The sequence below is a fragment of the Streptomyces sp. NPDC054932 genome (assembly GCF_053610205.1).
Genome location: NZ_JBSGXU010000114.1, coordinates 1 through 26,748 on the forward strand (window position 1 = coordinate 1; position 26,748 = coordinate 26,748).

The 26,748-nt window shown below is 72.9% G+C and carries 24 protein-coding genes and 1 pseudogene; 12 read left to right on the forward strand and 13 right to left on the reverse strand.

What is annotated here, in order from left to right; translation table 11 throughout:
• Positions 1 to 139 precede the first annotated feature (139 nt).
• Positions 140 to 604 (forward strand): type II toxin-antitoxin system PemK/MazF family toxin, encoded by a 465-nt coding sequence (locus ACWGE1_RS26435; protein WP_453422970.1) that lies wholly within the window; start codon positions 140 to 142, stop codon positions 602 to 604.
• A 159-nt stretch (positions 605 to 763) separates the two neighbouring features.
• A complete protein-coding gene (locus ACWGE1_RS26440; protein WP_453422971.1) occupies positions 764 to 2,317 on the forward strand; it encodes an immunity 49 family protein in 1,554 nt (517 codons plus the stop codon).
• 27 nt (positions 2,318 to 2,344) lie between these two features.
• Here the strand turns inward: ACWGE1_RS26440 and ACWGE1_RS26445 are convergent, their stop codons facing one another.
• The gene (locus tag ACWGE1_RS26445) at positions 2,345 to 3,178 is read right to left on the reverse strand and encodes a TIGR02452 family protein (RefSeq protein WP_453422972.1); all 834 of its coding nucleotides are present in this window, start codon (positions 3,176 to 3,178) and stop codon (positions 2,345 to 2,347) included.
• Positions 3,179 to 3,286: 108 nt separating this feature from the next.
• On the opposite strand from ACWGE1_RS26445, the gene egtA reads away from it, so the two are divergent.
• Genes egtA through egtD form a run of 4 tightly spaced genes read left to right on the forward strand, consistent with a single transcriptional unit; the run spans position 3,287 to position 7,672 of the window.
• Positions 3,287 to 4,597 carry an ergothioneine biosynthesis glutamate--cysteine ligase EgtA gene (gene egtA, locus ACWGE1_RS26450; protein ID WP_453422973.1) on the forward strand — a complete coding sequence of 437 codons (1,311 nt, stop codon included), beginning with the start codon at positions 3,287 to 3,289 and terminating at the stop codon, positions 4,595 to 4,597.
• Positions 4,594 to 5,943, forward strand: a complete 1,350-nt coding sequence (gene egtB, locus ACWGE1_RS26455) for an ergothioneine biosynthesis protein EgtB (RefSeq protein ID WP_453422974.1) — start codon at positions 4,594 to 4,596, stop codon at positions 5,941 to 5,943. Before egtA ends, egtB begins: the two co-directional genes overlap by 4 nt.
• The gene (egtC, locus tag ACWGE1_RS26460; protein ID WP_453422975.1) at positions 5,943 to 6,701 is read left to right on the forward strand and encodes an ergothioneine biosynthesis protein EgtC; all 759 of its coding nucleotides are present in this window, start codon (positions 5,943 to 5,945) and stop codon (positions 6,699 to 6,701) included. The genes egtB and egtC overlap by 1 nt, the downstream gene beginning before the upstream one ends.
• Complete coding sequence (egtD, locus tag ACWGE1_RS26465; RefSeq protein ID WP_453422976.1) at positions 6,698 to 7,672, forward strand: L-histidine N(alpha)-methyltransferase; 975 nt, start codon at positions 6,698 to 6,700, stop codon at positions 7,670 to 7,672. Before egtC ends, egtD begins: the two co-directional genes overlap by 4 nt.
• Here egtD and ACWGE1_RS26470 read toward each other — a convergent pair.
• The 3 genes from ACWGE1_RS26470 to ACWGE1_RS26480 form a co-directional block, all read right to left on the reverse strand.
• Complete coding sequence (locus ACWGE1_RS26470) at positions 7,555 to 8,505, reverse strand: lysophospholipid acyltransferase family protein (protein WP_453422977.1); 951 nt, start codon at positions 8,503 to 8,505, stop codon at positions 7,555 to 7,557. The two genes, egtD and ACWGE1_RS26470, sit on opposite strands and share 118 nt — an antisense overlap.
• A complete protein-coding gene (locus ACWGE1_RS26475; protein WP_453422978.1) occupies positions 8,502 to 9,374 on the reverse strand; it encodes a GNAT family N-acetyltransferase in 873 nt (290 codons plus the stop codon). Before ACWGE1_RS26475 ends, ACWGE1_RS26470 begins: the two co-directional genes overlap by 4 nt.
• A gap of 142 nt (positions 9,375 to 9,516) precedes the next feature.
• Positions 9,517 to 10,779, reverse strand: coding sequence for an extracellular solute-binding protein (locus ACWGE1_RS26480; RefSeq protein ID WP_453422979.1), 1,263 nt, complete (start codon positions 10,777 to 10,779; stop codon positions 9,517 to 9,519).
• A 164-nt stretch (positions 10,780 to 10,943) separates the two neighbouring features.
• On the opposite strand from ACWGE1_RS26480, the gene ACWGE1_RS26485 reads away from it, so the two are divergent.
• Complete coding sequence (locus tag ACWGE1_RS26485) at positions 10,944 to 11,159, forward strand: dodecin (RefSeq protein WP_030663252.1); 216 nt, start codon at positions 10,944 to 10,946, stop codon at positions 11,157 to 11,159.
• Positions 11,160 to 11,231: 72 nt separating this feature from the next.
• Here ACWGE1_RS26485 and ACWGE1_RS26490 read toward each other — a convergent pair whose 3' ends face one another.
• The gene (locus ACWGE1_RS26490) at positions 11,232 to 11,723 is read right to left on the reverse strand and encodes a phosphatase domain-containing protein (protein ID WP_453422980.1); all 492 of its coding nucleotides are present in this window, start codon (positions 11,721 to 11,723) and stop codon (positions 11,232 to 11,234) included.
• A gap of 56 nt (positions 11,724 to 11,779) precedes the next feature.
• Here ACWGE1_RS26490 and ACWGE1_RS26495 point away from each other — a divergent pair, with 56 nt between their 5' ends.
• On the forward strand, positions 11,780 to 12,769 hold the full coding sequence (locus tag ACWGE1_RS26495) for an MsnO8 family LLM class oxidoreductase (RefSeq protein ID WP_453422981.1): 990 nt from the start codon (positions 11,780 to 11,782) through the stop codon (positions 12,767 to 12,769).
• A 24-nt stretch (positions 12,770 to 12,793) separates the two neighbouring features.
• Complete coding sequence (locus ACWGE1_RS26500; protein ID WP_453422982.1) at positions 12,794 to 15,217, forward strand: ABC transporter; 2,424 nt, start codon at positions 12,794 to 12,796, stop codon at positions 15,215 to 15,217.
• A gap of 21 nt (positions 15,218 to 15,238) precedes the next feature.
• Here ACWGE1_RS26500 and ACWGE1_RS26505 read toward each other — a convergent pair whose 3' ends face one another.
• From ACWGE1_RS26505 to ACWGE1_RS26520, 4 genes are all read right to left on the reverse strand, one after another.
• Positions 15,239 to 15,889 carry a hypothetical protein gene (locus ACWGE1_RS26505; RefSeq protein WP_453422983.1) on the reverse strand — a complete coding sequence of 217 codons (651 nt, stop codon included), beginning with the start codon at positions 15,887 to 15,889 and terminating at the stop codon, positions 15,239 to 15,241.
• A 137-nt stretch (positions 15,890 to 16,026) separates the two neighbouring features.
• Positions 16,027 to 16,773 carry a succinate dehydrogenase/fumarate reductase iron-sulfur subunit gene (locus ACWGE1_RS26510; protein ID WP_453422984.1) on the reverse strand — a complete coding sequence of 249 codons (747 nt, stop codon included), beginning with the start codon at positions 16,771 to 16,773 and terminating at the stop codon, positions 16,027 to 16,029.
• Complete coding sequence (locus ACWGE1_RS26515) at positions 16,770 to 18,749, reverse strand: fumarate reductase/succinate dehydrogenase flavoprotein subunit (RefSeq protein ID WP_453422985.1); 1,980 nt, start codon at positions 18,747 to 18,749, stop codon at positions 16,770 to 16,772. Before ACWGE1_RS26515 ends, ACWGE1_RS26510 begins: the two co-directional genes overlap by 4 nt.
• A 2-nt stretch (positions 18,750 to 18,751) precedes the next feature.
• A complete protein-coding gene (locus ACWGE1_RS26520; protein WP_453422986.1) occupies positions 18,752 to 19,456 on the reverse strand; it encodes a succinate dehydrogenase in 705 nt (234 codons plus the stop codon).
• 95 nt (positions 19,457 to 19,551) lie between these two features.
• Here ACWGE1_RS26520 and ACWGE1_RS26525 point away from each other — a divergent pair, with 95 nt between their 5' ends.
• A complete protein-coding gene (locus tag ACWGE1_RS26525) occupies positions 19,552 to 20,430 on the forward strand; it encodes a LysR family transcriptional regulator (RefSeq protein WP_453422987.1) in 879 nt (292 codons plus the stop codon).
• A gap of 37 nt (positions 20,431 to 20,467) precedes the next feature.
• Here ACWGE1_RS26525 and ACWGE1_RS26530 read toward each other — a convergent pair whose 3' ends face one another.
• Positions 20,468 to 21,133 (reverse strand): TetR/AcrR family transcriptional regulator, encoded by a 666-nt coding sequence (locus tag ACWGE1_RS26530; protein WP_453422988.1) that lies wholly within the window; start codon positions 21,131 to 21,133, stop codon positions 20,468 to 20,470.
• Between the two features lie 106 nt (positions 21,134 to 21,239).
• On the opposite strand from ACWGE1_RS26530, the gene ACWGE1_RS26535 reads away from it, so the two are divergent.
• Positions 21,240 to 22,337 carry an FAD-dependent monooxygenase gene (locus ACWGE1_RS26535; protein WP_453422989.1) on the forward strand — a complete coding sequence of 366 codons (1,098 nt, stop codon included), beginning with the start codon at positions 21,240 to 21,242 and terminating at the stop codon, positions 22,335 to 22,337.
• Between the two features lie 82 nt (positions 22,338 to 22,419).
• On the opposite strand, the gene ACWGE1_RS26540 is transcribed toward ACWGE1_RS26535, so the two are convergent.
• The 3 genes from ACWGE1_RS26540 to ACWGE1_RS26550 all read right to left on the reverse strand — a co-directional run bounded on the left by ACWGE1_RS26540 (position 22,420) and on the right by ACWGE1_RS26550 (position 26,458).
• Complete coding sequence (locus ACWGE1_RS26540) at positions 22,420 to 24,657, reverse strand: putative bifunctional diguanylate cyclase/phosphodiesterase (protein ID WP_453422990.1); 2,238 nt, start codon at positions 24,655 to 24,657, stop codon at positions 22,420 to 22,422.
• A complete protein-coding gene (locus tag ACWGE1_RS26545) occupies positions 24,654 to 25,484 on the reverse strand; it encodes an SAM-dependent methyltransferase (RefSeq protein WP_453422992.1) in 831 nt (276 codons plus the stop codon). Before ACWGE1_RS26545 ends, ACWGE1_RS26540 begins: the two co-directional genes overlap by 4 nt.
• A gap of 575 nt (positions 25,485 to 26,059) precedes the next feature.
• Positions 26,060 to 26,458, reverse strand: coding sequence for a hypothetical protein (locus ACWGE1_RS26550; protein WP_453422991.1), 399 nt, complete (start codon positions 26,456 to 26,458; stop codon positions 26,060 to 26,062).
• A 94-nt stretch (positions 26,459 to 26,552) separates the two neighbouring features.
• Here ACWGE1_RS26550 and ACWGE1_RS26555 point away from each other — a divergent pair.
• A pseudogene (locus ACWGE1_RS26555) lies at positions 26,553 to 26,748 on the forward strand (DUF4239 domain-containing protein); the annotation flags it as partial.

Genomic DNA, 26,748 nt, shown 5'->3' on the forward strand with positions numbered 1-26,748 from the left:
GGTACGAGCTGCGCCTCTCCGTCTTGCGATGCACCGCGCCGGACGCCGCGGGCCACGCCCTCCGGGCGCCGGCGCTACTTTGCGGACACCCCCTGGTCATGCGACCGGGAGGCAATGGCCGGCTAGTAATCTCCGCGAAATGACGGCACTTTCCCACCACAGCAACGGTCACGCCGAGCAGCCCGGGCGTGACGGCGACACCGCGACCACGGAAGCCGATCCGCGTGCCATCGGCCGCGTGCGGACCGAGTACGCCCCGGACCCCGACGGCGATCCCGACCCCGGCGAGATCGTGTGGACCTGGGTCCCCTTCGAGGAGAACGACGGCCGTGGCAAGGACCGTCCCGTGCTGGTGGTGGCCCGGGAGGCGGGCGGGCGCACGCTGCTCGCCGTCCAGCTGTCGAGCAAGCGGCACGATCACGACCGGGAGTGGGTGCCGATCGGCACGGGACCGTGGGACAGCGCCGGGCGCGAGTCCTGGGTGGACGTGGACCGGGTGCTGCGGGTGCACGAGTCGGGGATGCGCCGCGAGGCCTGCGCGCTCGACCGCGACCGCTTCGACCTGGTCGTGAACCGCCTGCGCGAGCGCTACGGCTGGCAGTAGTCCGCGCGGGCCCGGCGGTGGTCGCGGTCCTGCCCGCGACCACCGCCCGGGACGGGCCCGGCCCCTGCGTCCCCGGCGCGGACCGTCCTGGTGATCTCCTAAGGTGAGGCCCGTATGCGGACACAGGGAGTAGCGGGCATGCGAATAGAACGACACAGGGTGAGCGAAACCGCCCTGGCAGCGGTACGCGAGGACTTCGCGAACAAGATGATCTCGGACGTGTACTCCAGGTCCCGGGCCGGTCTGATCGACGCCTACGACTGGTGGGACATCACGCTGCGGTTCCTCGACGGCCTCGGCGCGATCTCGGCGGTGACCCCCGACCTCGACACCCCGGAGGCGAGGGCGATCCTGAGCGACGCGGCCGAAGCGGCCGTCGGCACCGTGTCGTTCGCCGCCTATCCGAACGCGTTCTTCCACGTCTTCCTCAACTACGTCGACTTCGGCCGCGACTACGAGTCCGGGGCGGGGGGCAGCCCGCAGCCGGTCAGCGCCGCGCGCTGGATCGACGCGTTCTGCGTGGCCGTCCTCGCCGACAAGACCGAACGGCACGGCGAGGCCTTCCACTTCGCCCGTACGGCACCGCAGCGGGCCGGCGGGCCCGGGCTCCCGCCGGTGGAGCTGATCAACGGCCTGCTGGCGTACGTCAGCGGGGACCTCGGGGTCGAGGACCAGAAGTTCCCGCCCTCCCCGCAGGAGAAGCTCGCCGCGCTGGATGCCGCGCTCGCCCGGATCGCCGACCGGCAGGCCAGGGCCGGGGCCGGAGCCGACAGGACCGGGGCGGCCGACCCCGCCACCGGCGCGCTGCGCGCCCTGCGCGCGCTGGCCGCCCGGGACCGCGAGGCCTTCGGCGCCGAGCTGACCGCGCTGCTGCTCCCGTACTCCCGCCTGGAGGACCCCCGGGCCGAGCCGCGCAGCCTGCTGCCCCTGCTGCCGCTGGCGCTGGCCGCGCTCGGCTACCGCCGCGAGGGCTGGCAGCCGCCCGTCGAGTCCGGCTACCTGCCGCGGGCGCTTGTCACCGGTTTCGAGGCCCCGCCGCCGCGGGTGGGGCCGTACGGGCGCGAGCGGCGTGCGGACGCCGTCGCGGCGCTGGCCACGGGTCCCCTGGTCGTCGAGCGCCCGGAGATGCCGGATCCTGCGGGGTACGCCGACCACCTCGTGGGCAAGCTGTACGAGGCCATCCGCGCGGGTGGCGCGTCCGGGGACCCCGCCCGGACGGACGGCCCGGAGCGCCCGCTCCGCCCCGGGAACTGGCACGAGTCCCTGCGGCGCGCCCTGATCACCGGCAGCCGTGCGGAACTCGCCCCGCTGGTCCTCAGCGGCCCCGCCGCCCTGGAGGAAGACCGTTCGGCGTACGCCTCGTACCGGCGGGCCCTGCACGACTACCTGCGGGGCGAGGACCCGGAGCCCGCCACCGACCGGGCCGTCGCCGATGTCGGGCAGACCCGGGAGTGGGGCTTCCTCCCGGCGCCGGCCGTGCTCTTCTCCCAACTGGTGGAGGGCGACGAGGAGAGCTTCAACCTGGCCCTGGCCGATGCCCTGGAGGCCCACCGGGACTACTACTCGGTGGGCGACCGGCTCTCCGGGGCCGACGCCGCGGTCGGCTTCGACGTCCTGGCCCTGGCCTGCCACGCCCGCCGCCGGGGCTGGCGGATCCGCGTCTCGTCGCCCTATCTGCCGGAGATCCTGCTGGGGGCGGCGAACCCGTTCTGAGCGCCGCGGGCCTCCCGGCCCCTCCGCTCAGGCCGGGAAGGCCCGCTCGAAGGCCTCGCGGGTGGTGGGGTCGCGGTCGAGGATGCCGAACACGACGTGCTCGAAGACCCCGGCGAACCGGCCCGCCAGCAGACCGCGGAAGGCCTCGGCCACCTGCGCCGGGTCGTTGCGGAACACCCCGCAGCCCCAAGCCCCCAGCACCAGCCGCCGGTACCCGTGCAGCGCCGCGACCTCCAGTACGAGCTCCGCCCGCCGCGCCAGCGCCGCCGGGATCCCGGCGGCCCGTTCCGGCTCCTGCCGCCGGATGGTGCCCGCGTTGGGCGCCGGGGAGGTGAGGAAGCCGACCCGGAACGGGCTCTCCAGCAGATCGCCCCGGTCGTCGCGGAAGACCGGGACCCCGGGCGAGTGAATCACCCGGTCGGTGTAAAAGGTGCTGCGTTCCGCGCGGTGGACCTCGTAGTACTCCGGGGCTTCGAGCAGGGTCTCGTACAGGGCCGAGGCGCGGCACAGCGCTTCCTCCTGGGCCTTGGCCCCGCGGACGTAACCACCCCCGGGGTTACGGGCCGAGGCGAAGTTCAGGACCGCGACCGGAGCCGGATCGGGGTGGGCCGGGCCGGCGGTCGCGAGCCTGCGGGCGGCGACCGTGCTGCTCTCCCCCGTGACCTCGACGACCGTCGCGCTGCCGCCGGGAAGAAGCTCTTCATCTGGAATGACCCGGTTTGGTCCATATATCCTGGTTCCTGCCTTGGCTTCCGCCACGGCGGCGGCAAGCGGAATCTGCCGTCCCGACCGCGTCCGGTACCCCCCGGCCGTCAGGATCTCCGCGTTCTCCCGCGCGATCTCGCGCAATCTGCTGCTCACGCCGCCATCCTCTTGCACTTCGTTTTCCGGCGGCAAAGGAATTTGTGCCCCGAGGAGGGGTAGGCACGGGTGATGTCACGGCCGACGACAGGAGACGAGGACCCGGTCATGTCCCAGGACTCATCCGCTCCCCCACCCGCGCCCGACCCGATCCCTCCGCCCTCGATCAGCGAGAGGCAGGCCGAGGACCTGATCCACGGCATCTGCTTCAAGACCGGCCCGCCGCGCCTCATCGGCGCCGAGCTCGAATGGCTCGTCCTGGACGCCGAGCGCCCCGAGCAGCCCCTGCCCGCCGAACGCCTGCGGGCCGCCCACGCCGCCGCCCGCGCGCTCTCCCTGCACTCCCGGGTGACCGTCGAGCCCGGCGGCCAGCTCGAACTCAGCTCGGCCCCCGCCACCTCCCTCACCGGCTGTGTGGACGACCTGCAGGCCGACCTCACCGCCGTACGGGCCGCCCTGCTCACCCGGGGCATGGTCCTGCACGGCCTCGGCCGTGATCCCCGCCTCCCGTACCGCCGACTGCTGAACAGCCCGCGCTACGACGCGATGGAGGCCTACTTCGACCGGACCGGACCGGCCGGGCGCGCCATGATGTGCGCCTCCGCCTCGGTGCAGGTCTGCGTGGATGCCGGGTACCAGGAGCCGGGCGCGCTCGGCCACGGCCGACGCTGGCGGCTCGCGCACCTGCTGGGCGCGGTCCTGGTGGCCGCCTTCGCCAACTCCCCCGCGCACGAGGGCCCGTACGCGGGCTGGCGCTGTGCCCGCCAGGGGATCTGGAGCGACCTGGACACCCGGCGCGCGCTCGCCCCGCCCCTCGACGCGGATCCCCGCACCGGATGGACGCGGCAGGCGCTGGACACCGAGGTGATGTGCGTACGGTCCCACGACGGCGACCCGTGGGAGATCCCGCGGGGCACCACCTTCCGCGACTGGCTGCGTACGGGCGGACACCCGGCGCTGCGGCCGCCGACCGCGGAGGACCTCGACTACCACCTGACCACGCTCTTCCCACCCGTTCGGCCGCGCGGCCACCTGGAGCTGCGGATGATCGACGCGCAGCCGGGCGAGGACGGCTGGCTGGTCCCGGTGGCCGTCGTGCACGCACTGTTCGACGATCCGGAGGCCGCCGAGACCGCGTACCGGGTGGCCAAGGGGCTCGCCGACTCCTACGGCGCGCGGCCCGCGCCCCGCAATCCGCTCTGGCGGTCGGCCGCCCGCCACGGTCTGGCCGATCCGGAGCTGCGGGCGTCCGCGAAGGCCTGTTTCCTGGCCGCGGCGGAGGCCCTGCCCCGGCTGGGTGCGAGCAAGCACATCCAGGACACGGTGGGCGACTTCACCGAACGCCACGTACTGCGCGGCCGATGTCCGGCCGACGACGAGTCCACACAGGTGCTCACCGGAAAAGAGGTCCGCCGATGACCACCGCACCCACAGAACCCACCGGGCCCGCCGGATCCACCGGATCTCCCGAATCCCGCACTGACCTGCGGGAACGCGCGGTCGCCGCCCTGACCGCCGCACGCATACGGACGGCCGGCCTCACCGACGCCGTGACCGACGGGGACCTCACCGCGCAACACTCCCCGCTCATGTCCCCACTGGTCTGGGACCTGGCGCACATCGGGAACCAGGAGGAGCTCTGGCTGCTCCGCCGGGTCGCCGGGCGCGAGTCGATGCGTCCCGACATCAATCCGCTCTACGACGCCTTCGAGCACCCGCGCGCCGAGCGCCCCAAGCTCCCGCTGCTCGGTCCCGCCGAGGCCCGCCGGTACGCGGCCGAGGTGCGCGGCCGGGTCTTCGACCTGCTGGAGAGAACGCCGCTGGAGGGCAGCGCACTCCTCGACGACGGCTTCGCCTTCGGGATGATCGCCCAGCACGAGCAGCAGCACGACGAGACGATGCTGATCACCCATCAGCTGCGGCAGGGAGCGCCCGTGCTGGCCGCCCCGGAACCGGACGGCCCCTACGATCCGCCGTCCGCCGCCGAAGTCCTCGTCCCCGGGGGGCCGTTCACGATGGGGACCTCGGCCGAGCCGTGGTCCCTGGACAACGAGCGGCCGGCGCACGTCCGGGAGACCGCACCCTTCTGGATCGACACGGTGCCCGTGACCAACGGCGCCTACCTGGCGTTCATCGCGGACGGCGGCTACCGCGACCCCCGCTGGTGGGCGGCGCCGGGCTGGGAGCAGATCCGCGAGCACTCCATCGAGGCCCCGCTGTTCTGGCACCAGGAGGCCGGCCAGTGGCTGCGCCGTCGCTTCGGGGTGGTCGAACCGGTGCCGGACGAGGAACCGGTTCTGCACGTCAGCTGGTACGAGGCGGACGCCTACGCCCGCTGGGCGGGGCGGCGGCTGCCCACCGAGACGGAATGGGAGAAGGCCGCCCGGCACGACCCGGCGACCGGCCGCTCCACCCGCTACCCGTGGGGCGACGCCGACCCGACCCCCGTACACGCCAACCTCGGCCAGCGGCACCTGCGTCCGGCGCGCGCGGGCAGCTACCCGGCCGGAGCCTCCGCGCTCGGGGTGCGCCAGCTCATCGGCGACGTGTGGGAGTGGACCTCCTCCGATTTCCTGCCGTACCCCGGCTTCCGGGCCTTCCCGTACAAGGAGTACTCGCAGGTCTTCTTCGGCCCGGAGCACAAGGTGCTGCGGGGTGGTTCCTTCGCCGTGGACCCGGTGGCCTGCCGGGGCACCTTCCGCAACTGGGACCTTCCGGTGCGGCGGCAGATCTTCTCCGGCTTCCGGACCGCGAGGAATGTCTGATGTGCCGTCACCTCGCCTATCTGGGGCCGGTGGTGGCGCTCGGGAAGGTGCTGAGCGAGCCGGAGCACTCGCTGGTGCGCCAGTCCTGGGAGCCGCGCCGCCAACGGTACGGGACGGTCAACGCCGACGGCTTCGGCATCGGCTGGTACGCGCAGGACGACCCGGTGCCCGCCCGCTACCGGCGGGCCGGGCCGATCTGGGGCGACCTGACCTTCGCCGATCTCGCCCGGGCGGTCCGCTCCGGGGCCGCGCTGGCCGCCGTACGGGACGCCACGGATCCCGGGGCCGACGGGGAGGCGGCCGCCGCGCCGTTCTCGGCCGGGCCGTGGCTGTTCAGCCACAACGGCGCGGTGCGGAACTGGCCGGACTCCGCCGCCCCGCTCGCCGCCGGGCTGCCGCCCGCGGAGCTGCTCCGGCTGGCCGCGCGCACCGACTCGGCGCTGATCTGGGCCATGGTCCTGCACCGGCTGCGGGCCGGGGACGACCTGGGCACGGCGCTCGCCGAGCCGGTCCGGGAGCTGGCCTCGGCCGCGCCGGGCTCCCGGCTGAACCTGCTGCTGACGGACGGCGTCACGATCGCCGCAACGGCCTGGGGCGACTCGCTCTGGTACCTGGCCGACGCGGGGCAGCGGCGCACCGTGGTGGCCTCCGAGCCGTACGACGACGACACCCGGTGGCGCGAAGTGCCCGACCGGACCCTGCTGACCGCCACCCGTACACGGGTCGAACTGACCCCGCTCAAGGAGAACTCCCCGTGAACGACTTCCAGTTGACCCGGACACTCGACGAGCACGCCGCCGAGACGGCACTGCGCAAGGACGTGCTGCACGGGCTGACCCACACCCCGAAGGTGCTGCCGCCCAAGTGGTTCTACGACGCGCGGGGCAGCGAGCTCTTCGAGGAGATCACCCGGCTGCCCGAGTACTACCCGACGCGCGCCGAGCGGGAGATCCTGCTGGAGCGGGCACGGGAGATCGCCACCGAGAGCGGCGCCCGCACCCTGGTGGAGCTGGGCTCCGGGTCCTCGGAGAAGACCCGGCACCTCATCGAGGCGATGCCCGCGCTGGACACCTACGTTCCGGTGGACGTGAGCGAGAGCGCGCTGAAGGGGGCGGCCGAGACGCTGCTGGCGGAGCATCCCGGACTGCGGGTGCACGCCCTGCTGGCCGACTTCACCCGCGCGCTGCACCTGCCGGACTCCCCCGGGCCCCGGCTGGTGGTGTTCCTCGGCGGCACGATCGGGAACCTGCTGCCGCCGGAGCGGGCGGTGTTCCTGGCGTCCGTACGGGCGATGCTGTCGCCCGGGGACGCCCTGTTGATGGGTACGGACCTGGTGAAGGACGAGGCCGTGCTGGTGGCGGCGTACGACGATGCGCGGGGGGTGACGGCGGAGTTCAACAAGAACGTGCTGGCGGTCATCAACCGGGAGTTGGAGGCGGACTTCCACACGGCCGACTTCGCGCACGTGGCGGTGTGGAACGAGGAGCAGGAGTGGATCGAGATGCGGCTGCGGGCGCGCTCGGAGGTGACGGTGAAGATCCGGGCGCTGGACCTGGTCGTGCCGTTCGCGGCGGGTGAGGAGATCCTGACGGAGGTCTCCGCGAAGTTCCGTCAGGAGGGGGTGCGCAAGGAGCTGGCGGCGGCCGGGCTGGAGTTGACCCAGTGGTGGACGGACGCTTCGGGACGGTTCGCACTGTCCCTGTCGGTCGCCGACGGCGTGGCCGGCTGAGTGGGAATCCCCGGTAGCGGGGCCGGGCCGCGGGGCGCGGTGGGAGTCCCGCCGACGGCCCGCTGAGCCGCCTCCGCGAGGTCCCGCCGGTTCGCGTAGCGGCCCGGCGGGATCCGCGGCAGCACCCTGACCTCGGCCCGCACCCCGCGGGCCCGGGCGATCCGCCACAGCGAGGCGGTCAGCGGATCGTCCCCGACGAAGGCGGGCGCCCCGGCCGGGTTCCCGTCGTGCTTCAGGTAGGTGAGCCGCAGGGGCTGTACGGGGACCTGCGCGTCCAGGGCCGACTGGAAGGCCGCCCTGCGGAAGGTGCCCTGGGCGCGCCCGCACCAGGTGGAGCCCTCGGGGAAGACGGTGACCCGGTCCCCGGCCAGCAGCGCACGGGTGATCGTCCCGACGGTGGCGGGCAGGGCGCGGATCCGGTCGCGCTCGATGAACAGGGTGCCGGCCCGTCCCGCGAGGCGGCCGAGGACCGGCCAGTCCCGGATGTCGCTCTTGGCCAGCATCCGGCAGGGCAGGGCGGCGGCGACCAGCGGGATGTCCAGCCAGGAGATGTGGTTGGCGACCAGGAGGCGGCCGCCGTCCGGGCCCGGGCTGCCGTGCACGGTGATCCGTATGCCGAAGGCCCGTACGAGCGCGGCCGACCAGGCCCGTACCACCCGGCGGCGGGGGCCGGCCGGCAGCAGCCGGACCGGCGGGGCGCCCAGGATCCCCAGCAGGATCAGGGCGACGGCAGCGGTGAGCCTGAGCACCGCGTGCGGGACGCTCGCGGTGCTCCCCTCGTGGCCCGCGCAGGCCCGGGGGGTACAGGGCGAGGTGGGCAGCCAGACGCTCATGCGCCCGGGACGAGCGAACGGAAGTGCTTCAGGTAGCGCGGGTTGGTCCGCTTCAGGGACAGCAGCACGTACAGGTCGGCGCAGCCGAACCCGGCGTCGAGGGCGGGCTCGCCGCACACCCAGGCGCCGAGGCGGAGGTAGCCGCGCAGCAGCGGGGGCAACTCCATGCGCTCGGGGTAGGTGATGCCCTCGGGGCTCCAGGGAAGGTGGGGGGTGACCCGGTACTCCTCGGGGGCGAGGCTGCGGGTCAGGGCGGTCTCCCGGGTGGCGGCGGCCAGGACGCCGCCGTCGGCGAGCGGTATCGAGCAGCAGCCGGCGAGCCAGTTGTGCCCGGAGCGGTCCATGTAGTGGGCGAGGCCGGCCCAGATGAGGGCGATGACGGCGCCGTTGCGGTGGTCGGGGTGGACGCAGGAGCGGCCGACCTCGACGAGGTCGGGGCGGATGGGGGCGAGGGCCGAGAGGTCGAACTCGCCCTCGGAGTAGAGGCGGCCGGCGACGGCCGCGCGCTCGGGTGGCAGCAGCCGGTAGGTGCCGACGACCTGCTCGGCCTGCTCGTCGATGACGAGGAGGTGGTCGCAGTACGCATCGAAGGCGTCCGCGTCGAGGCCGGGCTCGGGCCCGTCCAGGCGGGCGCCGAGCTCGCCGGCGAAGACCTGGTGGCGCAGGCGCTGGGCGGCGCGGACCTCGTCCTCGTCGCGGGCGAGGCGGACGGCGTAGCGCGGTCCTTCGGCGGACGCGGCGGGCGCCGAACCCCGGGCCGCCCGGGCGGGGGCGAGGCGGGTGGAGGGTGCGGAGGAGGGCGAGGGGGAGGGTGAGGGGGCCTGCGGCGAGGCGGGGAGGGGGGACGGGGACAGGGGTGCGATGGTCATGGCGGCTCCTGATCCGGGCACGAAGGGCCGGGCCCGCAGGTGCGTGGCCTGGCTCCTTTACTTCTTCCGTGACCGGCTGGATTCGACATGACCGCTCAGCGGCCCTCGGATGTGCGGAGGCTGAACTCGCCGTACCCCGGCCTCAGCGGTCGGAGCTGAGCACCTTGCCGATCTCCTCGGAGGCGGCCCTGGCGGCCTGCTTGGGGTCCCGGCCGGTGAGCACGGCCGTCATGAAGGGCTTGATCGGGTTCTTGGCCTCGACCTCGGCCCAGCGGGCGGAGGTGGGGGTGGCCCGGCCCTGGGCGGCGCCGGGGGCCATGTTGGCGGCGCCCTCGTTGCCCTCGACGACGTGCGCGAGGGTGGTCCTGTTGGGTACGTAGCTCATCGTGCGGGCGAGTTCGGTCTGCCATTTCTCGCTGACGAGGGCCGTGATCACGTCCACGGCGCCCTTCCGCTGCCCGGTCCGCTCCGGGATGATCAGGTCGGAGCCGCCGGTGAAGACGGCACCCGCCTTGTCGGAGGTCTTGCCGGGGATCGGGAAGAAGCCGAGCTTGCCCTTCAGGGCGGGATTGGCCGCCTCGATCTCGGCGGCCTGGCCGGGCGGGGCGATGATCTGGGCGACCCTGCCGCGGGCGAAGACCTGGGACTGCGGGGGCGTCTCCTCGTCGGCGTCCTTGGGGCCGTCGCCGAGGGCCTGGAGCTGCTTGTAGAAGTCCATGCCGGCCAGGGCCCTGTCGTCGTCGAGGGTGCCGACCCATTTGCCGCTGGTCTCGACGGCGAGCTCGCCGCCCTCGTCCCATATGAAGCCGGAGAGGACGTACCAGTTCTGGCCCGCGAGGTAGATGCCCTGCTGGTCGCCCTTGTCGAGCTTCTGAGTGGCCTGGATCCACTCCTGGCGGTTCTTGGGCGGGGTCTTGATCCCGGCGCTCGCGAAGAGGTCCTTGTGGTAGATGACCACCCGGTTGGCCGCGTACCAGGGGACTCCGTACTGGGCCCCGTTGATGGTGCCCGGGTCGGCGAGGCCCTTGAGCCAGTCCTTGCTGCCCCACTCGCGCAGCCCTTCGAGGGTGAGCTCTTCCAGTCCGCCGGTCTCGATGTACTTGGCGACCTGGGTGTTGCCGACCTCGATGACGTCGGCGCTCTCCTTGCTCGTGCCGTCGAGGACGGCGGTCACCTTGTCGCCGATGCCCGTCCATTCCTGGATCTCGACGTCCAGGTCGATGCCGGGGTGTTCCTTCTCGAAGTCCGCGGTGAACCTGGCGATGAAGTCCTCCGAGGCGCTGCCCTTCATCAGCCAGAGCGTGACCTTGTCCGACCCTCCGGCCGGGTCGGCCGACTGGCTGCAGCCCGTGAGGGCGGTCGCGGCCGCGAGGGCCGTGCACACGGCGAGGAAGCGCATCTTCAAGAGGGTCACCTTCCGGGCTCGATCTCAGATGGCTCGAAATTGGCATAGACCAATAGGCCGGTCAAGGGTCTTTCGCTCGGGATTGTTCGCGCAAAGTTCGCGGAGCGGGACTTACTGGGGCACCGTAGAACCAGGCAAAAGCCACCCACTGTCGGGAGACTTCCATGTCCAATCACACGTACCGGGTGACCGAGATCGTCGGCACCTCCCACGAGGGCATCGATCAGGCCATCCGCAACGGGATCGCCCGGGCGGGCCAGACCGTGCGGAATCTGGACTGGTTCGAGGTGGTTCAGGTACGCGGGCACATCGAGAACGGGGAGATCGCCCACTACCAGGTGGGGCTCAAGGTCGGCTTCCGCCTCGAGGGCGAGGACTGAGTCCGGGGCCCGCGGGGCACGCCCGTCCCCCGGCCCCGACCCCGTGGCCCCGCGCAGTCCTGCCGTGTCGCGTCACGTCCGGCCTTCGACCTCCTGGGCGGACTCCAGTTCGGGCGCGTCCGCGGCCCAGTCGGCCAGTACCACCCGGAAACCGGCGGCACGTGCAGCCTGGCAGACGAGCTCGTCGTCGTCGACGAGCATCCGCACCTCACGGCCGCGGGAGATCCGCCGCAGCACCTCCACCTTGGTCGTGCGGGCCGGGCGCCGGTCCTGGTTGCCGCGCATGAACAGCCGCCCCTCGGGCAGGCCGTGCCGGGCGAGCCAGTCGAGCGTGTCCGCCCGGCACCGCTCGGGGCGCCCGGTCAGGTACACCACCTCGCAGTCGGCCGCGCTCTCCACGGCCAGCCGGACCCCGCGCCCGAGCGGCGGATCGACCGGGGCCGCCGCGAAGAAGCCCGTCCAGTCCCGCGGACGGCGCTCCAGGAACTGCTGGCGATGACCGGTGTCCGCCAGGGTGTTGTCGATGTCGAAGACGGCCAGCGGCCGCGAGGTGTGCTCGCTCATCCCGCCAGCCTAAGAGAGCCGGGGAATCCCCCGGGCCGCGCAGTGTTGAGTCCTGTGTGATCCGAAAAATCTCGATACTCGACCGGTCGCGCACCCGCGAGGGCCACCCGGCCCCGCAGGCCCTGCGCGACACCGTGGATCTGGCCCGGGCGGCCGAGGAGCTCGGCTACCACCGCTTCTGGGTTTCGGAGCACCACAGCGTGCCCGGCGTCGCGGGCTCGGCGCCGACGGTACTGGCCGCCGCCGTCGCCGCGGCGACGCACCGGATCCGGGTCGGCACGGGCGGGGTCATGCTGCCCAACCACCAGCCGATGGTGATCGCGGAGCAGTTCGGGGTCCTGGAGTCGCTGTTCCCCGGCCGGATCGACATGGGCCTCGGCCGTTCGGTCGGCTTCACCGGCGGCATCCGGCGGGCGCTGGGCCGCGACACCGCGGACGCCGACCGGTTCGAGGAGCTGCTGGCCGAACTGCTGGGCTGGCTCGACGGCACCCAGCGGACCCACCCCGAGGTGCACGCCCGCCCCGCCGAGGGGCTGCGGATCCCCGCCTACGTCCTGGCCACCGGCGAGGGGGCCGGGATCGCCGCCCGGGCGGGGCTGCCGCTGGTGGTGGGCGACCTGCGGGCCCGCGGCCGGGTGAGCGAGATCGCCCGGGCCTACCGCAAGGAGTTCCGGCCCTCCGCACGGGGTGCGGAGCCGTACGTCGTGGTGTCCGGAACAGTGGCGGTCGCCGCCAGCCCGGAGGAGGCCCGCCGCATGCTGGTCCCCGAGGCATGGGCCCTCGCGTACTCCCGCACCCGGGGCAGCTTCCCGGCGCTGCGCCCGGCCGAGGAGGTCGAGGCCCTGGAGATGACGCCGAAGGAGCGGGAGCTGTACGAGGGCGCCCTCGCCAGCCACGTCCACGGCACCGAGGAGCAGGTGGCGGACCAACTCGAAGAGGTCGCCGCCCTGACCGGAGCGGACGAACTGCTGGTCACCACCTCCACGTACGACCGCACGGCGCTCCTGGACTCCCACGCGCGCCTGGCCCGGATCGCGGGCCTCTGAACCCGAGCCCTTAAAATAGGACGAATGCACCAGGCCGCCGGTACCTCCGCCTCTCCCCCGTCCCCCCTCGACCCCTACGTACGGGTCCGGGGCGCCCGGGAGCACAATCTGCGCGGCGTCGACGTGGACATCCCGCGCGACGCGCTGACCGTGTTCACCGGGGTTTCCGGGTCCGGGAAGAGCTCGCTCGCCTTCGGCACGCTCTACGCCGAGGCCCAGCGCCGGTACTTCGAGTCCGTGGCCCCGTACGCCCGCCGTCTCATCCACCAGATCGGCGCGCCGAAGGTGGATTCCGTCACCGGGCTGCCGCCGGCCGTCTCGCTGGAGCAGCGCCGTTCCTCCCCCGGCTCGCGCTCCTCGGTCGGCACCGTGACCCTGCTGTCCAACTCCCTGCGGATGCTGTTCTCCCGGGCCGGAACGTACCCTCCGGGCGCGGAGCGGCTCGACTCCGACGCCTTCTCGCCCAACACCGCGGCCGGGGCCTGTCCTTCCTGTCACGGGCTCGGCCGGATCCACCGCACCAGCGAGGAACTCCTCGTCCCCGACCCGGAGCTGTCGATCCGTCAGGGTGCCGTCGCCGCCTGGCCGGGTGCCTGGCAGGGCAAGAACCTGCGGGACATCCTCCAGACGCTCGGCCACGACGTGGACCGGCCCTGGCGGGAGCTTCCGGCCGAGGACCGCGCATGGATCCTGTTCACCGAGGAGCAGCCGGTGGTGACCGTGCACCCGGTGCGGGAGGCCGACCGGATCCAGCGGCCCTACCAGGGCACGTACATGAGCGCCCACCGCTACGTCATGCGGACCTTCGCCGACAGCAAGAGCGCCACCCTGCGGGCCCGCGCCGAGAAGTTCCTCGCCGACTCGCCGTGCCCGGTGTGCGAGGGGCGGCGGCTGCGGCCGGAGGCCCTCGCCGTCACCTTCGCGGGGCGGACGATCGCGGAGCTGGCGGCGCTGGCACTGAACGACCTGGACGCCGTACTGGCCCGCGCATCCCTGGACGGGGAGGCCGCGCGGGTGCTCGCGGAGGACCTGCGCTCCCGGATCGGGCCCGTCACGGAGCTGGGTCTGGGCTATCTGAGCCTGGACCGGACCGCGCCGAGCCTGTCCGCGGGCGAGCTGCAGCGGCTGCGGCTGGCGACGCAGCTGCGGTCGGGGCTGTTCGGAGTCGTGTACGTCCTGGACGAGCCGTCGGCGGGGCTGCACCCGGCCGACACCGAGGCGCTGCTCGGCGTACTGGACCGGCTCAAGGCGGCCGGGAACACGGTCTTCGTCGTGGAGCACCACCTCGATGTGGTGCGGCACGCGGACTGGCTGGTGGACGTGGGGCCGCTGGCCGGGGAGCACGGCGGGCAGGTGCTCCACAGCGGGCCGCCGCAGGCACTGGCCGCAGTGGCGGAGTCGGCGACGGCCCGGCACCTGTTCGCCGCGCGGGAGCCGGCCGGGCCGCCCCGGCCGGTGCGCGGGGCGACCGGGGCGGTGCGCCTGACCGGTGTGGACCGGCACAACCTGCGGGACCTGGAAGCCGAGTTCCCGCTCGGGGTGTTCACGGCCGTGACCGGGGTGTCGGGATCGGGCAAGTCCACGCTGGTGGGGCAGGTGCTGGCCCGGGAGGTCGGCGAGCGGCTCGCGGAGCCGGACTTCCCCGTGCGGCGGCTGGTGGAGGTGGACCAGAAGCCGATCGGCCGGACCCCGCGGTCCAACCTGGCCACGTACACCGGGCTGTTCGACGTGGTGCGCAGGCTGTTCACGGCCGCCCCGGAGGCGAGGGCCCGCGGCTGGAAGGCGGGCCGGTTCTCCTTCAACGTGCCGGGCGGCCGCTGCGAGACCTGCCAGGGCGAGGGCTTCGTCTCGGTGGAGCTGCTGTTCCTGCCCAGTACGTACGCCCCGTGCCCGCAGTGCGCGGGGGCCCGGTACAACGCCGAGACCCTGCAGGTCCGGTACGAGGGGCTGAACATCGCGGAGGTGCTGGGCCTGACGGTGGAGTCGGCGGCCGGGTTCTTCGCGGAGGTCCCGGCGGCGGCGCGCAGCCTGCGGGCGCTGGAGGAGATCGGGCTGGGCTATCTGCGCCTGGGGCAGCCGGCCACGGAGCTGTCGGGCGGCGAGGCGCAGCGGATCAAGCTGGCGACGGAGCTGCAGCGCCTGCGCCGGGACCACACGCTGTACCTGCTGGACGAGCCGACGACCGGGCTGCATCCGGCCGATGTGCGGGTGCTGCTGCGGCAGTTGCACGGGCTGGTGGACGCGGGGCACTCGGTGGTGGTCGTGGAGCACGACATGGAGGTGGTGGCGGGCGCCGACTGGGTCATCGACCTGGGCCCCGGCGGCGGCACGGCGGGCGGCCGGGTGGTCGCCGCGGGTACTCCCCCGGAGGTGGCCCGTGCGGCGGGCAGCCGTACCGCTCCGTACCTGGCGCGGGCCCTCGGAACCACGCGGGCGGGGGACGCGTAGGCCGCGGGCCGCCGGTGCGGCTCAGACGTCGCCGGGGAGCAGGTGCTGCGGCAGTTCGCGGAAGCTCCACTCCCCCTGTCGGCGGGTGAACATCCAGACGAGGTCGTGCCGGTCGGGCCAGGTGGCCGGGGTGCCGGGGACCTGGTGGGCGCCGAGGGCCCGGATCAGGCGCGGGATCCCGCTGTGCTCCCAGCAGACGAGTACGGGCATGGGCGCGGCCAACGCGGCCTGTGCCAGGCCGGCTTCGGCTCCGACGGCGAACTCGGTGCGGACGGGGGCGCGCAGGGCCGCGGCCAGGGCCGCGACGGTCTGCTTGCACCGGGCGGGGGCGCCGGCCTTGCCACCGGGGGCGAAGACGGCGGCGGGGCGGGGCAGCGAGGAGCCCTTGGCGGGCGGGAAGAGCCGCGGGAGCGCCTCGGCGCGGCGCCAGCCGCGGTCGGCCAGGGAGCCGGGGTCCTCCTCGCCCTCCGCGTCCCGGCCGACGTCGCCGGCGTACGGTTTCTCCGCGTGCCGGATCACCATGATCAGGGCGTCCTTGGGCCCGGCCTCGGCGCCGGGCGCCGGGGTGCGGGGGGCTTCCCCGCCGGAGCAGCCGGACACGGCCAGCGGGGCGAGGGCGGCGGCCAGTACGGCTCGGCGGCGCGGTCCGGACCCGGCGGGGGCTTCTGGCATGGGGTCACTGTCCCCCATGGTCCGGGCGGTGCCGGGGCGCGGCACGGCCCGGGCCGCGCCGGTCAGCCGATCGGCGCAGGGGCCCGGGGTGCGGTGGCGGGGGTACGGCAGCGGGAGCCGGGGCCCGGGCCCCGGGCTCAGCGCGGGCCCTTGCGCACCGCCCGCAGCCACTCCTTGTTCATCGCGGCGATCGACGGCAGCGGGATGCCCTTCGGGCAGGCCGTGGCGCACTCGCCGGTCAGGGTGCAGCCGCCGAAGCCCTCGTCGTCCATCCGGGCCACCATGTCCAGCACCCGTGTCTCGCGTTCCGGCGAGCCCTGCGGGAGGACGTTGAGGTGGTTCACCTTGGCGGAGGTGAAGAGCATCGCGGAGCCGTTGGGGCAGGCCGCCACGCATGCGCCGCAGCCGATGCACTCGGCGTGTTCGAAGGCGAAGTCGGCGTCGGCCTTGGGCACGGCGGTGGCGTGTGCCTCGGGCGCGGCCCCGGTGGGGGCGGTGATGTAGCCGCCGGCCTGGATGATCCGGTCGAAGGCGCCTCGGTCGACGACGAGGTCCTTGACGACGGGGAAGGCGGCGGCCCGCCAGGGCTCGACGTCGATGGTGTCGCCGTCGTCGAAGGACCGCATGTGGAGCTGGCAGGTGGTGGTGCGTTCCGGGCCGTGGGCATCGCCGTTGATGACGAGGCTGCAGGCGCCGCAGATGCCCTCGCGGCAGTCGTGGTCGAAGGCGACCGGGTCCTCGCCGCGCAGGATGAGGTCCTCGTTGAGGGTGTCGAGCATCTCCAGGAAGGACATGTCCTCCGAGATGCCGTCGACCTCGTACGAGGCCATGTGGCCGGGGGCGTCGGCGCCGCGCTGGCGCCAGACGCGCAGGGTGAGCTTCATGCGTAGCTCCGCTGGGTGGGGTGGACGTACTCGAAGACGAGGTCTTCCTTGTGCAGGACGGGGGCGGTCCCGGTGGCGGTGAACTCCCAGGCCGCGGCGTAGGAGAAGGCCTCGTCCTGGCGGGCCGCCTCGCCGTCGGGGGTCTGGGACTCCTCGCGGAAGTGGCCGCCGCAGGATTCGGCGCGGTGGAGTGCGTCGAGGCACATCAGCTCGGCGAGTTCGAGGTAGTCGACGATGCGGTTGGCCTTCTCCAGCGACTGGTTGAACTCCTCGCCCCGGCCGGGCACCTTGATGCGGCGCCAGAACTCCTCGCGGATCTCGGGGATGCGGTCGAGCGCCTTGCGCAGCCCTTCCTCGCTGCGGGCCATCCCGCAGTACTCCCACATGAGTTCGCCGATCTCGCGGTGGAAGGAGTCGGGGGTGCGGTCGCCGTCGGCGGCGAGCAGCCTCGCGAGGCGCTCGCGGGTCTCGTGCACGACGGCCACGGCCTCGGGGTGGGTGTCGTCGACCGGGCTCCGGTGGGGGTGGCGGGCGAGGTAGTCGTTGATCGTGGACGGGAGCACGAAGTAGCCGTCGGCCAGCCCCTGCATCAGCGCGGAGGCGCCGAGGCGGTTGGCGCCGTGGTCGGAGAAGTTGGCCTCGCCGATGGCGAAGAGGCCGGGGACGGTGGTCTGCAGGTCGTAGTCGACCCAGAGGCCGCCCATCGTGTAGTGGACGGCGGGATAGATCCGCATGGGGACCTCGTACGGGTTCTCCGCGGTGATCCGCTCGTACATCTCGAAGAGGTTGCCGTACTTCTCGGCGACCTTGTCCCGGCCCATGCGGCGGATGGCGTCCGCGAAGTCGAGGTAGACGCCCTGTCCGCCGGGGCCCACGCCGCGGCCCTCGTCGCAGACGTTCTTGGCGGCGCGGGAGGCGATGTCACGGGGCACGAGGTTGCCGAAGGAGGGGTAGATCCGCTCCAGGTAGTAGTCGCGCTCGGCCTCGGGGATGTCGGCCGCGGGGCGGGTGTCGCCCTTGGCACGGGGGACCCAGATGCGGCCGTCGTTGCGCAGGGACTCGCTCATCAGGGTGAGCTTGGACTGGTGGTCGCCGGTGCGCGGGATGCAGGTGGGGTGGATCTGGGTGAAGCAGGGGTTGGCGAAGTACGCGCCGCGCCGGTGCGCCCGCCAGACGGCGGTCGCGTTGGAGTTCATGGCGTTGGTGGAGAGGTAGAAGACGTTGCCGTAGCCGCCGCTCGCCAGCACCACGGCGTCGGCGTAGTGGGTGGCGATCTCGCCGGTGATCAGGTCGCGCGCGACGATGCCGCGGGCCACTCCGTCGACGACGATCAGGTCCAGCATTTCGGTGCGGGCGTGCATCTCGACGTTGCCCGCGGCGATCTGCCGGGAGAGGGCCTGGTAGGCGCCGAGGAGGAGCTGCTGGCCCGTCTGGCCGCGGGCGTAGAAGGTGCGGGAGACCTGGACGCCGCCGAAGGAGCGGGTGTCGAGGAGGCCGCCGTATTCGCGGGCGAAGGGGACGCCCTGGGCCACGCACTGGTCGATGATCTCGACGGAGATCTGGGCGAGGCGGTGGACGTTGGACTCGCGGGCGCGGAAGTCGCCGCCCTTGACGGTGTCGTAGAAGAGGCGGTGCACCGAGTCGCCGTCGTTGCGGTAGTTCTTGGCGGCGTTGATGCCGCCCTGGGCGGCGATGGAGTGGGCGCGGCGCGGGGAGTCGGAGAAGCAGAACTGGACGACGTGGTAGCCCTGTTCGGCGAGCGTCGCCCCGGCCGCTCCGCCCGCCAGGCCGGTGCCGACGACGATGACGGTGTGCTTGCGGCGGTTGGCCGGGTTGACGAGCTTGGCCTCGAAACGGCGGCGGTCCCAGCGGTCTGCGATCGGGCCTTCGGGGGCCTTGGTGTCGGTGACGGGCCCGCCGGTGGCGTAGCCGGCGTAGGGGGAGTGCTGCTTGCGGTCGTGCTGGTGTTCGCTCATGGTCAGTTCACCACTCCGGTCATGACGGCTACGGGGACGGACACGAAGCCGGCGAAGAGAACGAGGGCCAGGCCGTTGGCGAGGAGCTTGAGCGGCCGCTCGCGTCGGGCGTTGCCCGCGCCGAGGGTCTGCGCCGCGCTCCAGAAGCCGTGCCGGACGTGCAGGCCGAGGGCGGCCATCGCCACGATGTAGATGGTGTTCCCGTACCAGGTGGAGAAGGTGGAGAGGACGTTCTCGTACGGGTGGCCGACCCAGGCGCGCTCGTTGACGGTGAGCGTGGTGAGGTCGAGCAGGTGCCAGACGATGAACAGGCCGAGGATGATCCCGCCCCAGCGCATGGTGCGGGTGGCGTAGCTCGCGCGGCGGCGCTTGTGGGCGTACTTCACCGGGCGGGCCTTGATGTCGCGGCGGCTGAGCTGGTACGCGGACACCGCGTGGGCGAGGACCGCGGCGAGCAGCGCCACGCGGACGATCCACAGGGCCCACTCGTGGTGCAGGAAGGGCGAGCCCAGGGTGCGCAGCCAGTGGGCGTAACCGTTGAACTCGTCCGCCCCGAAGAAGATCTTGAGGTTGCCGAGCATGTGCACGACGAGGTAGCCGAGCATGATCAGGCCGGATACTGCCATCACGGACTTCTTGCCGACGGAGGAGTCCCAGATCGTTCGCGTGGTGGACGGCCGTCGATCCGTCCGCGTTGCCAGTGCCATGTCCTCGACGGTAAGGACGAAGGTCCCGAAAGGTCCAAGACATGATGGAGCTGATATCGATAGAGAGCGGCTATCGATGGCGCTAGCCTGGGCGTATGCAGTTCCAGCAGCTCCTCTACTTCGTGGCCGTCGCCGAGACCTTGCACTTCACCCGGGCGGCGGAGCGCGTGCACGTGGCGCAGCCCTCTCTCTCGCAGCAGATCAAGGCGCTGGAACGAGAGCTCGGTGCCGAGCTGTTCAGCCGCGCCCGGGGCAACATCGCGCTCACGGATGCGGGTGAGACGCTGCTGCCGCTGGCCCGGCGGATCCTGGCGGACGCGGACACCGCGCGGCTGGAGGTGCAGGAGCTGGCGCAGCTGCGCCGGGGGCGCGTCCGGCTGGGTGCCACGCCCAGCATCTGCACGGGCCTGCTGCCGGACGTACTGCGGGCCTTTCATGACGCGCATCCGGGGATCGAGCTGCTGATCGAGGAGAGCGGCTCGCTCGACCTCGTACGGGAGCTCGCGCGCGGGGCCCTGGACCTGGCCCTGATCGCACTGCCGCTGCCCCCCTCGGCCCCGGCCCTGACCACGGTGGAACTACTGACGGAAGACCTCGTGGTGGTCTCCTCGGCGGAGCGGCCGGCACCCGGCGGGGGCGGCGGGCTGAGCATCCGCGGGTTGCGGGACGAGCCGATGGTGATGTTCCGGCACGGCTACGACCTGCGGGAGCTCACAGTGGCGGCCTGCCGCGCGGAGGGCTTCGAGCCGGTCTTCACCGTGGAGGGAGGCGAGATGGACGCGGTCCTCGGCTTCGTCCGCGCGGGGCTCGGTATCGCGGTGGTCCCGGCGATGGTGGTGGATCGCGCCGGCCCGGGCCTGCGGGTGACCCCGCTGGCGGGATCCCCGCTGCGCCGCACGATCGCCCTGGCCCACCGCACCGACGTGGCTCCGCCGCGCGCGGCCCGCGAGCTGAAGCGCATACTGACCGGCTGACCCCGGCGCGGGGTGGGCACCGCAGGCGGACCGGCCTTCATTGCGCGGCTCCGGCCGTGGGTGCCGGGGCTGTCGGCAGGGCCCTGTCGAGACCGTCGGCCAGCATCGCGAAGGCCCGGTCCGCGTCGGCCACCGCGGCCTCGTGTGCCTGACCGGCGCTCAGGCCTGCTTCGATCCGCCGCCAGTTCTCCCGGCCCAGCTCCTGGCGGACCGTCACCAGGTGTATCGCCGCGAGGCGGGCGGCGAGCGGGGGAACCGCCTCCGCCTCGAGGACGGCGGCGAGCAGCTCCACCTCGCGGTCGGTGTAGTGGCCGATCCGGCTCTGCAGGCCGGCGGTGGTGTAGAGCAGCCGCTGGAAGGCGACCACCTCCGGGTGGTCGCACAGTCCGGTGATCGGGTCCCCCTCGGCCAGGGCCGCCAGGAAGTGGGCGCGCACCGCACCCACCGGCGTACTGCCGGCGGGCCGGTCCCGCACGATGCGGGCCGCCTCGTCCTGGTGGTCGGCGAACCGGTCGAGCACCAGGTCCTCCTTGCTCGGGAAGTAGCGGAAGAGGGTGGGCTTGGAGACCTCGGCCGCAGCGGCGACATCAGCCACCGACACGGCGTCGAAGCCCCGTTCCAGGAAGAGCTCCAGCGCCGTCGCCGCCAGTCGGCGACGCGTCCGGAGCTTCTTGTTCTCACGCAGACCCGTCGTGTTCTCCATACCGCACAGCGTAGCACAGATTCGTGACCCGGTTAATTTTTTGACCGGGTTGCTTTTTCTGTCGCGAGCCGCTTTCCTTGATGCAACGACGAGGAGAGGACATCCGATGACCGATGTACTGATCGCCGGCTCCGGGCCCACCGGATTGACGCTCGCCTGCGACCTCGCACGGCGCGGGGTCGCCGTGCGGGTCATCGAGCGGCGCGACGCACCTCACCGCGAATCTCGGGGCAAGGGTCTGCTGCCGGGCAGCCTCGAGGTCTTCCGGGAGCTCGGCGTGGCCGCGCCCCTGGCCGCCATCGGCACCACCGGGGTGGTCCTGCGCAAGTACTTCGACGGCCAGCACGTCAAGGACACCCCCACCCCGACCGCCGCCGGCCTGCTGATCGGGCAGTGGCAGATCGAAGCGGCACTGCGCGACCGCCTCGCCGGACTGGGCGTGCAGGTCGAATACGGCTCGGAGCTCTCCGCGATCTCCCAGGACGAGGACGGGGTGCGGGCGCGGCTGGCGGACGGCACCGTGATCGCCGCCCGCTTCCTCGCCGGGTGCGACGGCGGGCACAGCACCACCCGCAAGCTGCTCGGCATCCCCTTCGAGGGGAGCGGGCAGGAGGAGCCGGCGATGGTCCTCGGGGACGTCGGGGCACCCGGGCTCGGCCGGGACGTCTGGCACCAGTGGTTCACCTCGGAGGGCGAGGGGATACTGCTCTGCCCGATGCCGGGGACCGATTCCTTCCAGCTGCAGGCCTCGCCCGAGCGGGACGAGCAGGGCGAACCGCTGCCGCCCTCCCTGGAGGGCTTCCAGCGGCTCTTCGACCGCCATGCCTGGATGCCGGGGATCCGGCTGACCGATCCCACCTGGCTCTCGGCCTGGAGGGTCAGTGTCCGCATGGCCGCGCGGATACGGGAGGGCCGGGTGTTCCTCGCCGGGGACGCTGCGCACGTGCACCCCATAGCCGGCGGGCTGGGGATGAACACCGGGATCCAGGACGCGGCCGCCCTCGGCCGGACGCTGGCCGCCGCCCTCACCGGGCCCGCCGGGGAGGAGGTTCTCGACGAGTACCAGGCGGAGCGGCTTCCGGTGGCCGCCGAGGTCCTGGCCGACACGACGGAGCGGTACGAGCGGGTCATGGCAGCCGTCCGTACACCCGGCCGCGGGACGGAGGTCGGCCTCGACCGGTCGGCGCCGCGCGCCGGAGCCTGAACCGGCTCGGGCCGGCTCGGGCCGGCTCGGGTCCCGGGCCCGGCTCCGGGCGCCGGACCCGGCCCCTCCCGAGGGGCGGTTGTCAGGAGGGTGTGGGCACCGCGTCCGAGAGGGAGAGGGTGTGGATGCGGTCGGGGGCGCCCGGCCGGGCGTAGTACCAGCCCTGCGCGGTGTCGCAGCCGAGGGCGCGCAGCTGGGCGGCCTGGGCTCCGGTCTCCACGCCCTCGACGGTGACGGCGAGTTCGAGGCTGTGCGCCAGGGCGACGATCCCCTCCACGATCTTGACGTCGACCGGGTTGGCGGGCTGCTGCTGCATCCCCTGGGTGAAGGAGCGGTCCAGCTTCAGGACGCTGACCGGCAGCCGCCGCAGGTTGGCCAGGTTCGAGTAGCCGGTGCCGAAGTCGTCGAGCGCGATGTCCACACCGAGGGCGGCGAGCCGGCGCAGCGGTTCCAGGAGTTCGTCGTCCGCCCCTATCAGGGCCGATTCGGTGACCTCCAGGCACAGCGCCCCGGGAGCGAGGCCGGACTTCTCCAGCACGGCCACGGTGTCGGCGACCAGGCCCGGGTGGTGCAGCTGGGTCGGCGAGAGGTTGACGTTGATCCGCAGGGCCGCTCCACCGTGCTGGCGCTGCCAGATGCGGGCCTGGCGGACGGCCTCCTCCAGGACCCAGCGGCCGAGCGGCACGATCAGGCCGGTCCGTTCGGCGAGCGGGATGAAGCGGTCCGGGCCGAGGACCCCGTACTGCGGGTGCGACCAGCGCACCAGCGCCTCGGCTCCGTGCACGCTGCCGTCGCGCATGTGGACCAGCGGCTGGTACTCGATGAAGAACTCGCCGCGTTCCAGCGCCGCCGGCAGGGCGTTGGTCAGGCCGTGACGGGTGATCGCGCGGGCGTCGGCCTCGGCGTCGGCGAATTCGAAGCGGTTGCCGCCGGCCGCCTTGGCCCGGTACATCGTGATGTCGGCGCTGCGCAGCACCTCCGCCGATGTGCGCTCCTTGGCGCGGCCCTCGACGATGCCGATGCTGCCCCGGACCGTCAGTTCCCGGCCCTCCAGCCGGATCGGCGTGGACAGGGCGGTCAGGATGCGGACCGCGAGTTCGGTCACCTTCTCCTCGGTGTCGGGACCGGTGGTCAGGGCGACGAACTCGTCACCACCGAGCCGGGCGACCACCTCGCCGGGTCCGGTCGCACAGCTCTGCAGCCGGTCGGCGACCTCCACCAGCAGCCGGTCCCCCGCCGAGTGCCCGAGGCTGTCGTTGACCGCCTTGAAACCGTCGAGGTCCAGGTAGCACAGGCCGTAGCGGTCGCCGCCGGCCCCGCCGAGGGCCTTCTCCAGCCGTTCGAAGAACAGCGTCCGGTTGGGCAGGCCGGTCAGGGCGTCGTGGGTGGCCTCGTAGCGCAGGCGCAGGTTCAGCAGTCGGCGTTCGGTGGTGTCCTCCATCAGCGCCAGCTGGTACTGCGGCTTACCGGCGGCGTCGCGCAGCAGCGACACCGTCAGGTTGGTCCACAGCACGGTCCCGTCGTGCCGGTAGTACGGCTTCTCCACGCGGTAGCTCTCGCGCTCGCCGCGCACCAGCTCGCCGTACATCCGCCAGACGTGCGGGGTGTCGTCGGGGTGTCCCCACTCGCTGACGTTGCGGCTGCGGACGTGCCCCTCCAGCCCGCCGAACATCTGCAGCAGGGTGTCGTTGACCTCCAGGACGTTCCCGTCGAGGTCGGCGATGCCGATGCCGACGGCCGCGCCCTCGAAGACCGCCCGGAAGCGCTCCTCGCTCGCGTGCAGGGCCTGCTGCGCGTCGCTGCGGGCGGTCAGGGCGGAGCGCGCGATGGCCTCCTGCTCCCTGAGGGTGCGCTCGCGCAGGGCCCTGGCGTATCCCGCCGCGATGCCGTGCTGGAGCCGGGCGCAGCGGGACCGGTACTCCTCGGTGGCCTCCACGCCCGAACCCTCGGATCCGTCCGGGCCGCAGTAGAGCACCAGGTACGACTCGATCACCCCGAGGGTGCCGGCCAGGGCCTCGGGGTCGGTGCAGTGCACGGCGACGAGTTCCGCCCCGACCTGCTGGGCGACCGAGGAGTCGAAGGGCCGGGCGTGCAGGGCCTCGGTGAGCGTCCGGGTGAGGGGCAGGAGGTGCCGTTCGAACTCGGTACGGGTCAGCGAGGTCGCCGTGACCGGGAAGATCGCCCGTCCCCAGATCGTCGCGAAGCGGGCGATCCGGTCCTCGATGCCGCCGTGCGGGGTCGCCGCGGACCCGGTGGCCGGTGCCGCGGCGGGCGCCGCGGTGGCGCCCGGGGCGCCCGCCGTCTGTGCCGGAAGTCTCACGCCTTGCGTCCCACACCGGCGAAGCCCGAGAAGGCGTAGGGGTCCTCCGGCGCCTCGAATTCCTCCCCGTCCTCCGGCCGGTCCGGCCGCCAGTCGGGCATGGACACCAGGCCGGGCTCGAGCATCTCGAAGCCGTCGAAGAAGCCGCGGATCTGTTGCCCGGTGCGCATGACGAGGGGGTTGCGGATGTCCCGGTAGACGCCGACGGTGCCGCCCGCGACCTCCTCGGGGAGCGGGATCCCTTCGTACGAGGCGTGCGTGAGGATCAGCAGGCTGCCGGGGGCCAGTGCGTCGCGCAGCTCGGCGACGGCGGCGTACGGGTCGTCCGAGTCCTCCAGGAAGTGCAGGACGGCGACGAGCAGCAGCGCGACCGGGCGGCCGAGGTCGAGCAGCCGGCCGACCTCGGGGGCGGCCAGGATCTCCCTGGGCTTGCGCAGGTCGGCGGCGACGATGCCGGTGTGCTCGTCCCCGGTGAGGACGGCGCGGCTGTGCGCGACGGCCACCGGGTCGTGGTCGACGTAGACGACGCGCGCCTGCGGGGTCGCGGCCTGGGCGATCTCGTGGACGTTGCCGAAGGTGGGGATGCCGGAGCCGATGTCGAGGAACTGCGTGACGCCCTCGGCGACGGCGTGCCGGACGGCGCGGCGCATGAATGCCCGGTTGGCCTGCATGATCTTGGGCAGTCCCGGCATGAATTCCATGGCACGTCGTGCCGTCTGGCGGTCGACCTCGAAATTGTGGGACCCGCCCAGGTAGTAATCATAGATGCGGGACACGCTCGGCACCGATATGTCGATGCCTGGCGGGGCCCAGGCGGGGCGCTCCATCGGGGTCTCCAAGCGTTGGTCCTGCGGTCGTCCGTCCGAGGTCGGACTCCTGTCCGAGCCGAATGTACTGATCATTTCCCAACAGGGCGAGCAAAAGCGGAAATTGGCGATCCGTTCTTCGTCACACACCAAAGGCGCCGCCGCACCGGTCGACGGAATGACCGATACCGACAAGTCCCTTATGGGAATTGGCTGTGGACGAGCGTACCCGCCACACGGTCGACCTAAGAGTGGCTCAAACCTTTCTGGTCGCCGGTCCACCCGTTCAGGCGAACCGGGGCCGAGCCTCGCGTGCCCGGGCGCGCGCGGGCCCATGCTCCCGGGGTGAACAGAGCCTGCGCCAGGCGCCTGCTGGCAGTCCCGGTCCTGCTGTGGGCGGCCTTGTCCGTCACGCCGGCCGTGGCTGATAGCCGCGCATACGCGACGACCGACGCCGGGGACGGCCCGGCCGCCACCGTGGTGGCCGCGGTGGCCGGCGGCAGCGACCGCACACACGGCCCGCGTGGCGGACATCACGGTGACGACCAGGGCTCCGACCACGGGAAACGCCGTGGGGGCGGCCATGGCGGGGGGCATCACGGCCGCCCGCACTGCCCACCGCCGCCGCCCCCTCCGCCGTGCCCGCCGAAGCCGCCGCCGAAGCCCACGCCGCCGCCCGAGCCGACCCCCACTCCACCGCCGCCGAGGCCCACGCCACCCCCGAAACCCACACCACCGCCACCGCCCCCGCCGGCGCCGAAGCCCGTACCGAAACCCGTACCGAAGCCGGTGCAGCCCGCGCCGCCACCGCCGAAGCCGGCTCCGGCGCCGCCCCGCGCGGTCAGGGCTCCCGCACCGCCACCACCCGCCGCGCCGTCACCCCCACCGCCCGCACCGGAGGTGAAACCCGCACCACCGAAACCGGTGGCCCGTCCCGCGTATCGCGCCGCGACCCGCAAACCCGCCGAGCACCACATCTCGCCGGTGACATTCACCCTGATGACCGCTGCTCCCGCGGTGCTCGCGATCGTCGCGCTGCGCCCCCGCTAGCGGTTCTCGCGACCCACCAGTAACCGATTGGGAGTCATCTTGTCGGAATGGCTCGTCCTGTCCATCGCGATGGCCGCGGCTTGTGCCGTGGTGCTGTCCATCGCCTTCTTCAACCACAGCAGGATCGGCGATGACGACGATCCGAACGAGACCCCGGACGTCATCGAGTACATGACGATGATGATCGGGGTGATCTACGCGATCGAGCTGGGCCTCGCGATCGCCGGAGTCTGGC

Excerpts from the sequence above, each read along its gene's own strand:
- ACWGE1_RS26435 (WP_453422970.1), top strand. The coding sequence starts at position 140 with ATGACGGCACTTTCCCACCACAGCAACGGTCACGCCGAGCAGCCCGGG.
- egtA (WP_453422973.1), top strand. The coding sequence starts at position 3,287 with ATGTCCCAGGACTCATCCGCTCCCCCACCCGCGCCCGACCCGATCCCT.
- egtB (WP_453422974.1), top strand. The coding sequence starts at position 4,594 with ATGACCACCGCACCCACAGAACCCACCGGGCCCGCCGGATCCACCGGA.
- egtC (WP_453422975.1), top strand. The coding sequence starts at position 5,943 with ATGTGCCGTCACCTCGCCTATCTGGGGCCGGTGGTGGCGCTCGGGAAG.
- ACWGE1_RS26470 (WP_453422977.1), bottom strand. The coding sequence starts at position 8,505 with ATGAGCGTCTGGCTGCCCACCTCGCCCTGTACCCCCCGGGCCTGCGCG.
- ACWGE1_RS26475 (WP_453422978.1), bottom strand. The coding sequence starts at position 9,374 with ATGACCATCGCACCCCTGTCCCCGTCCCCCCTCCCCGCCTCGCCGCAG.
- ACWGE1_RS26485 (WP_030663252.1), top strand. The coding sequence starts at position 10,944 with ATGTCCAATCACACGTACCGGGTGACCGAGATCGTCGGCACCTCCCAC.
- ACWGE1_RS26490 (WP_453422980.1), bottom strand. The coding sequence starts at position 11,723 with ATGAGCGAGCACACCTCGCGGCCGCTGGCCGTCTTCGACATCGACAAC.
- ACWGE1_RS26500 (WP_453422982.1), top strand. The coding sequence starts at position 12,794 with ATGCACCAGGCCGCCGGTACCTCCGCCTCTCCCCCGTCCCCCCTCGAC.
- ACWGE1_RS26505 (WP_453422983.1), bottom strand. The coding sequence starts at position 15,889 with ATGCCAGAAGCCCCCGCCGGGTCCGGACCGCGCCGCCGAGCCGTACTG.
- ACWGE1_RS26510 (WP_453422984.1), bottom strand. The coding sequence starts at position 16,773 with ATGAAGCTCACCCTGCGCGTCTGGCGCCAGCGCGGCGCCGACGCCCCC.
- ACWGE1_RS26515 (WP_453422985.1), bottom strand. The coding sequence starts at position 18,749 with ATGAGCGAACACCAGCACGACCGCAAGCAGCACTCCCCCTACGCCGGC.
- ACWGE1_RS26520 (WP_453422986.1), bottom strand. The coding sequence starts at position 19,456 with ATGGCACTGGCAACGCGGACGGATCGACGGCCGTCCACCACGCGAACG.
- ACWGE1_RS26525 (WP_453422987.1), top strand. The coding sequence starts at position 19,552 with ATGCAGTTCCAGCAGCTCCTCTACTTCGTGGCCGTCGCCGAGACCTTG.
- ACWGE1_RS26530 (WP_453422988.1), bottom strand. The coding sequence starts at position 21,133 with ATGGAGAACACGACGGGTCTGCGTGAGAACAAGAAGCTCCGGACGCGT.
- ACWGE1_RS26535 (WP_453422989.1), top strand. The coding sequence starts at position 21,240 with ATGACCGATGTACTGATCGCCGGCTCCGGGCCCACCGGATTGACGCTC.
- ACWGE1_RS26545 (WP_453422992.1), bottom strand. The coding sequence starts at position 25,484 with ATGGAGCGCCCCGCCTGGGCCCCGCCAGGCATCGACATATCGGTGCCG.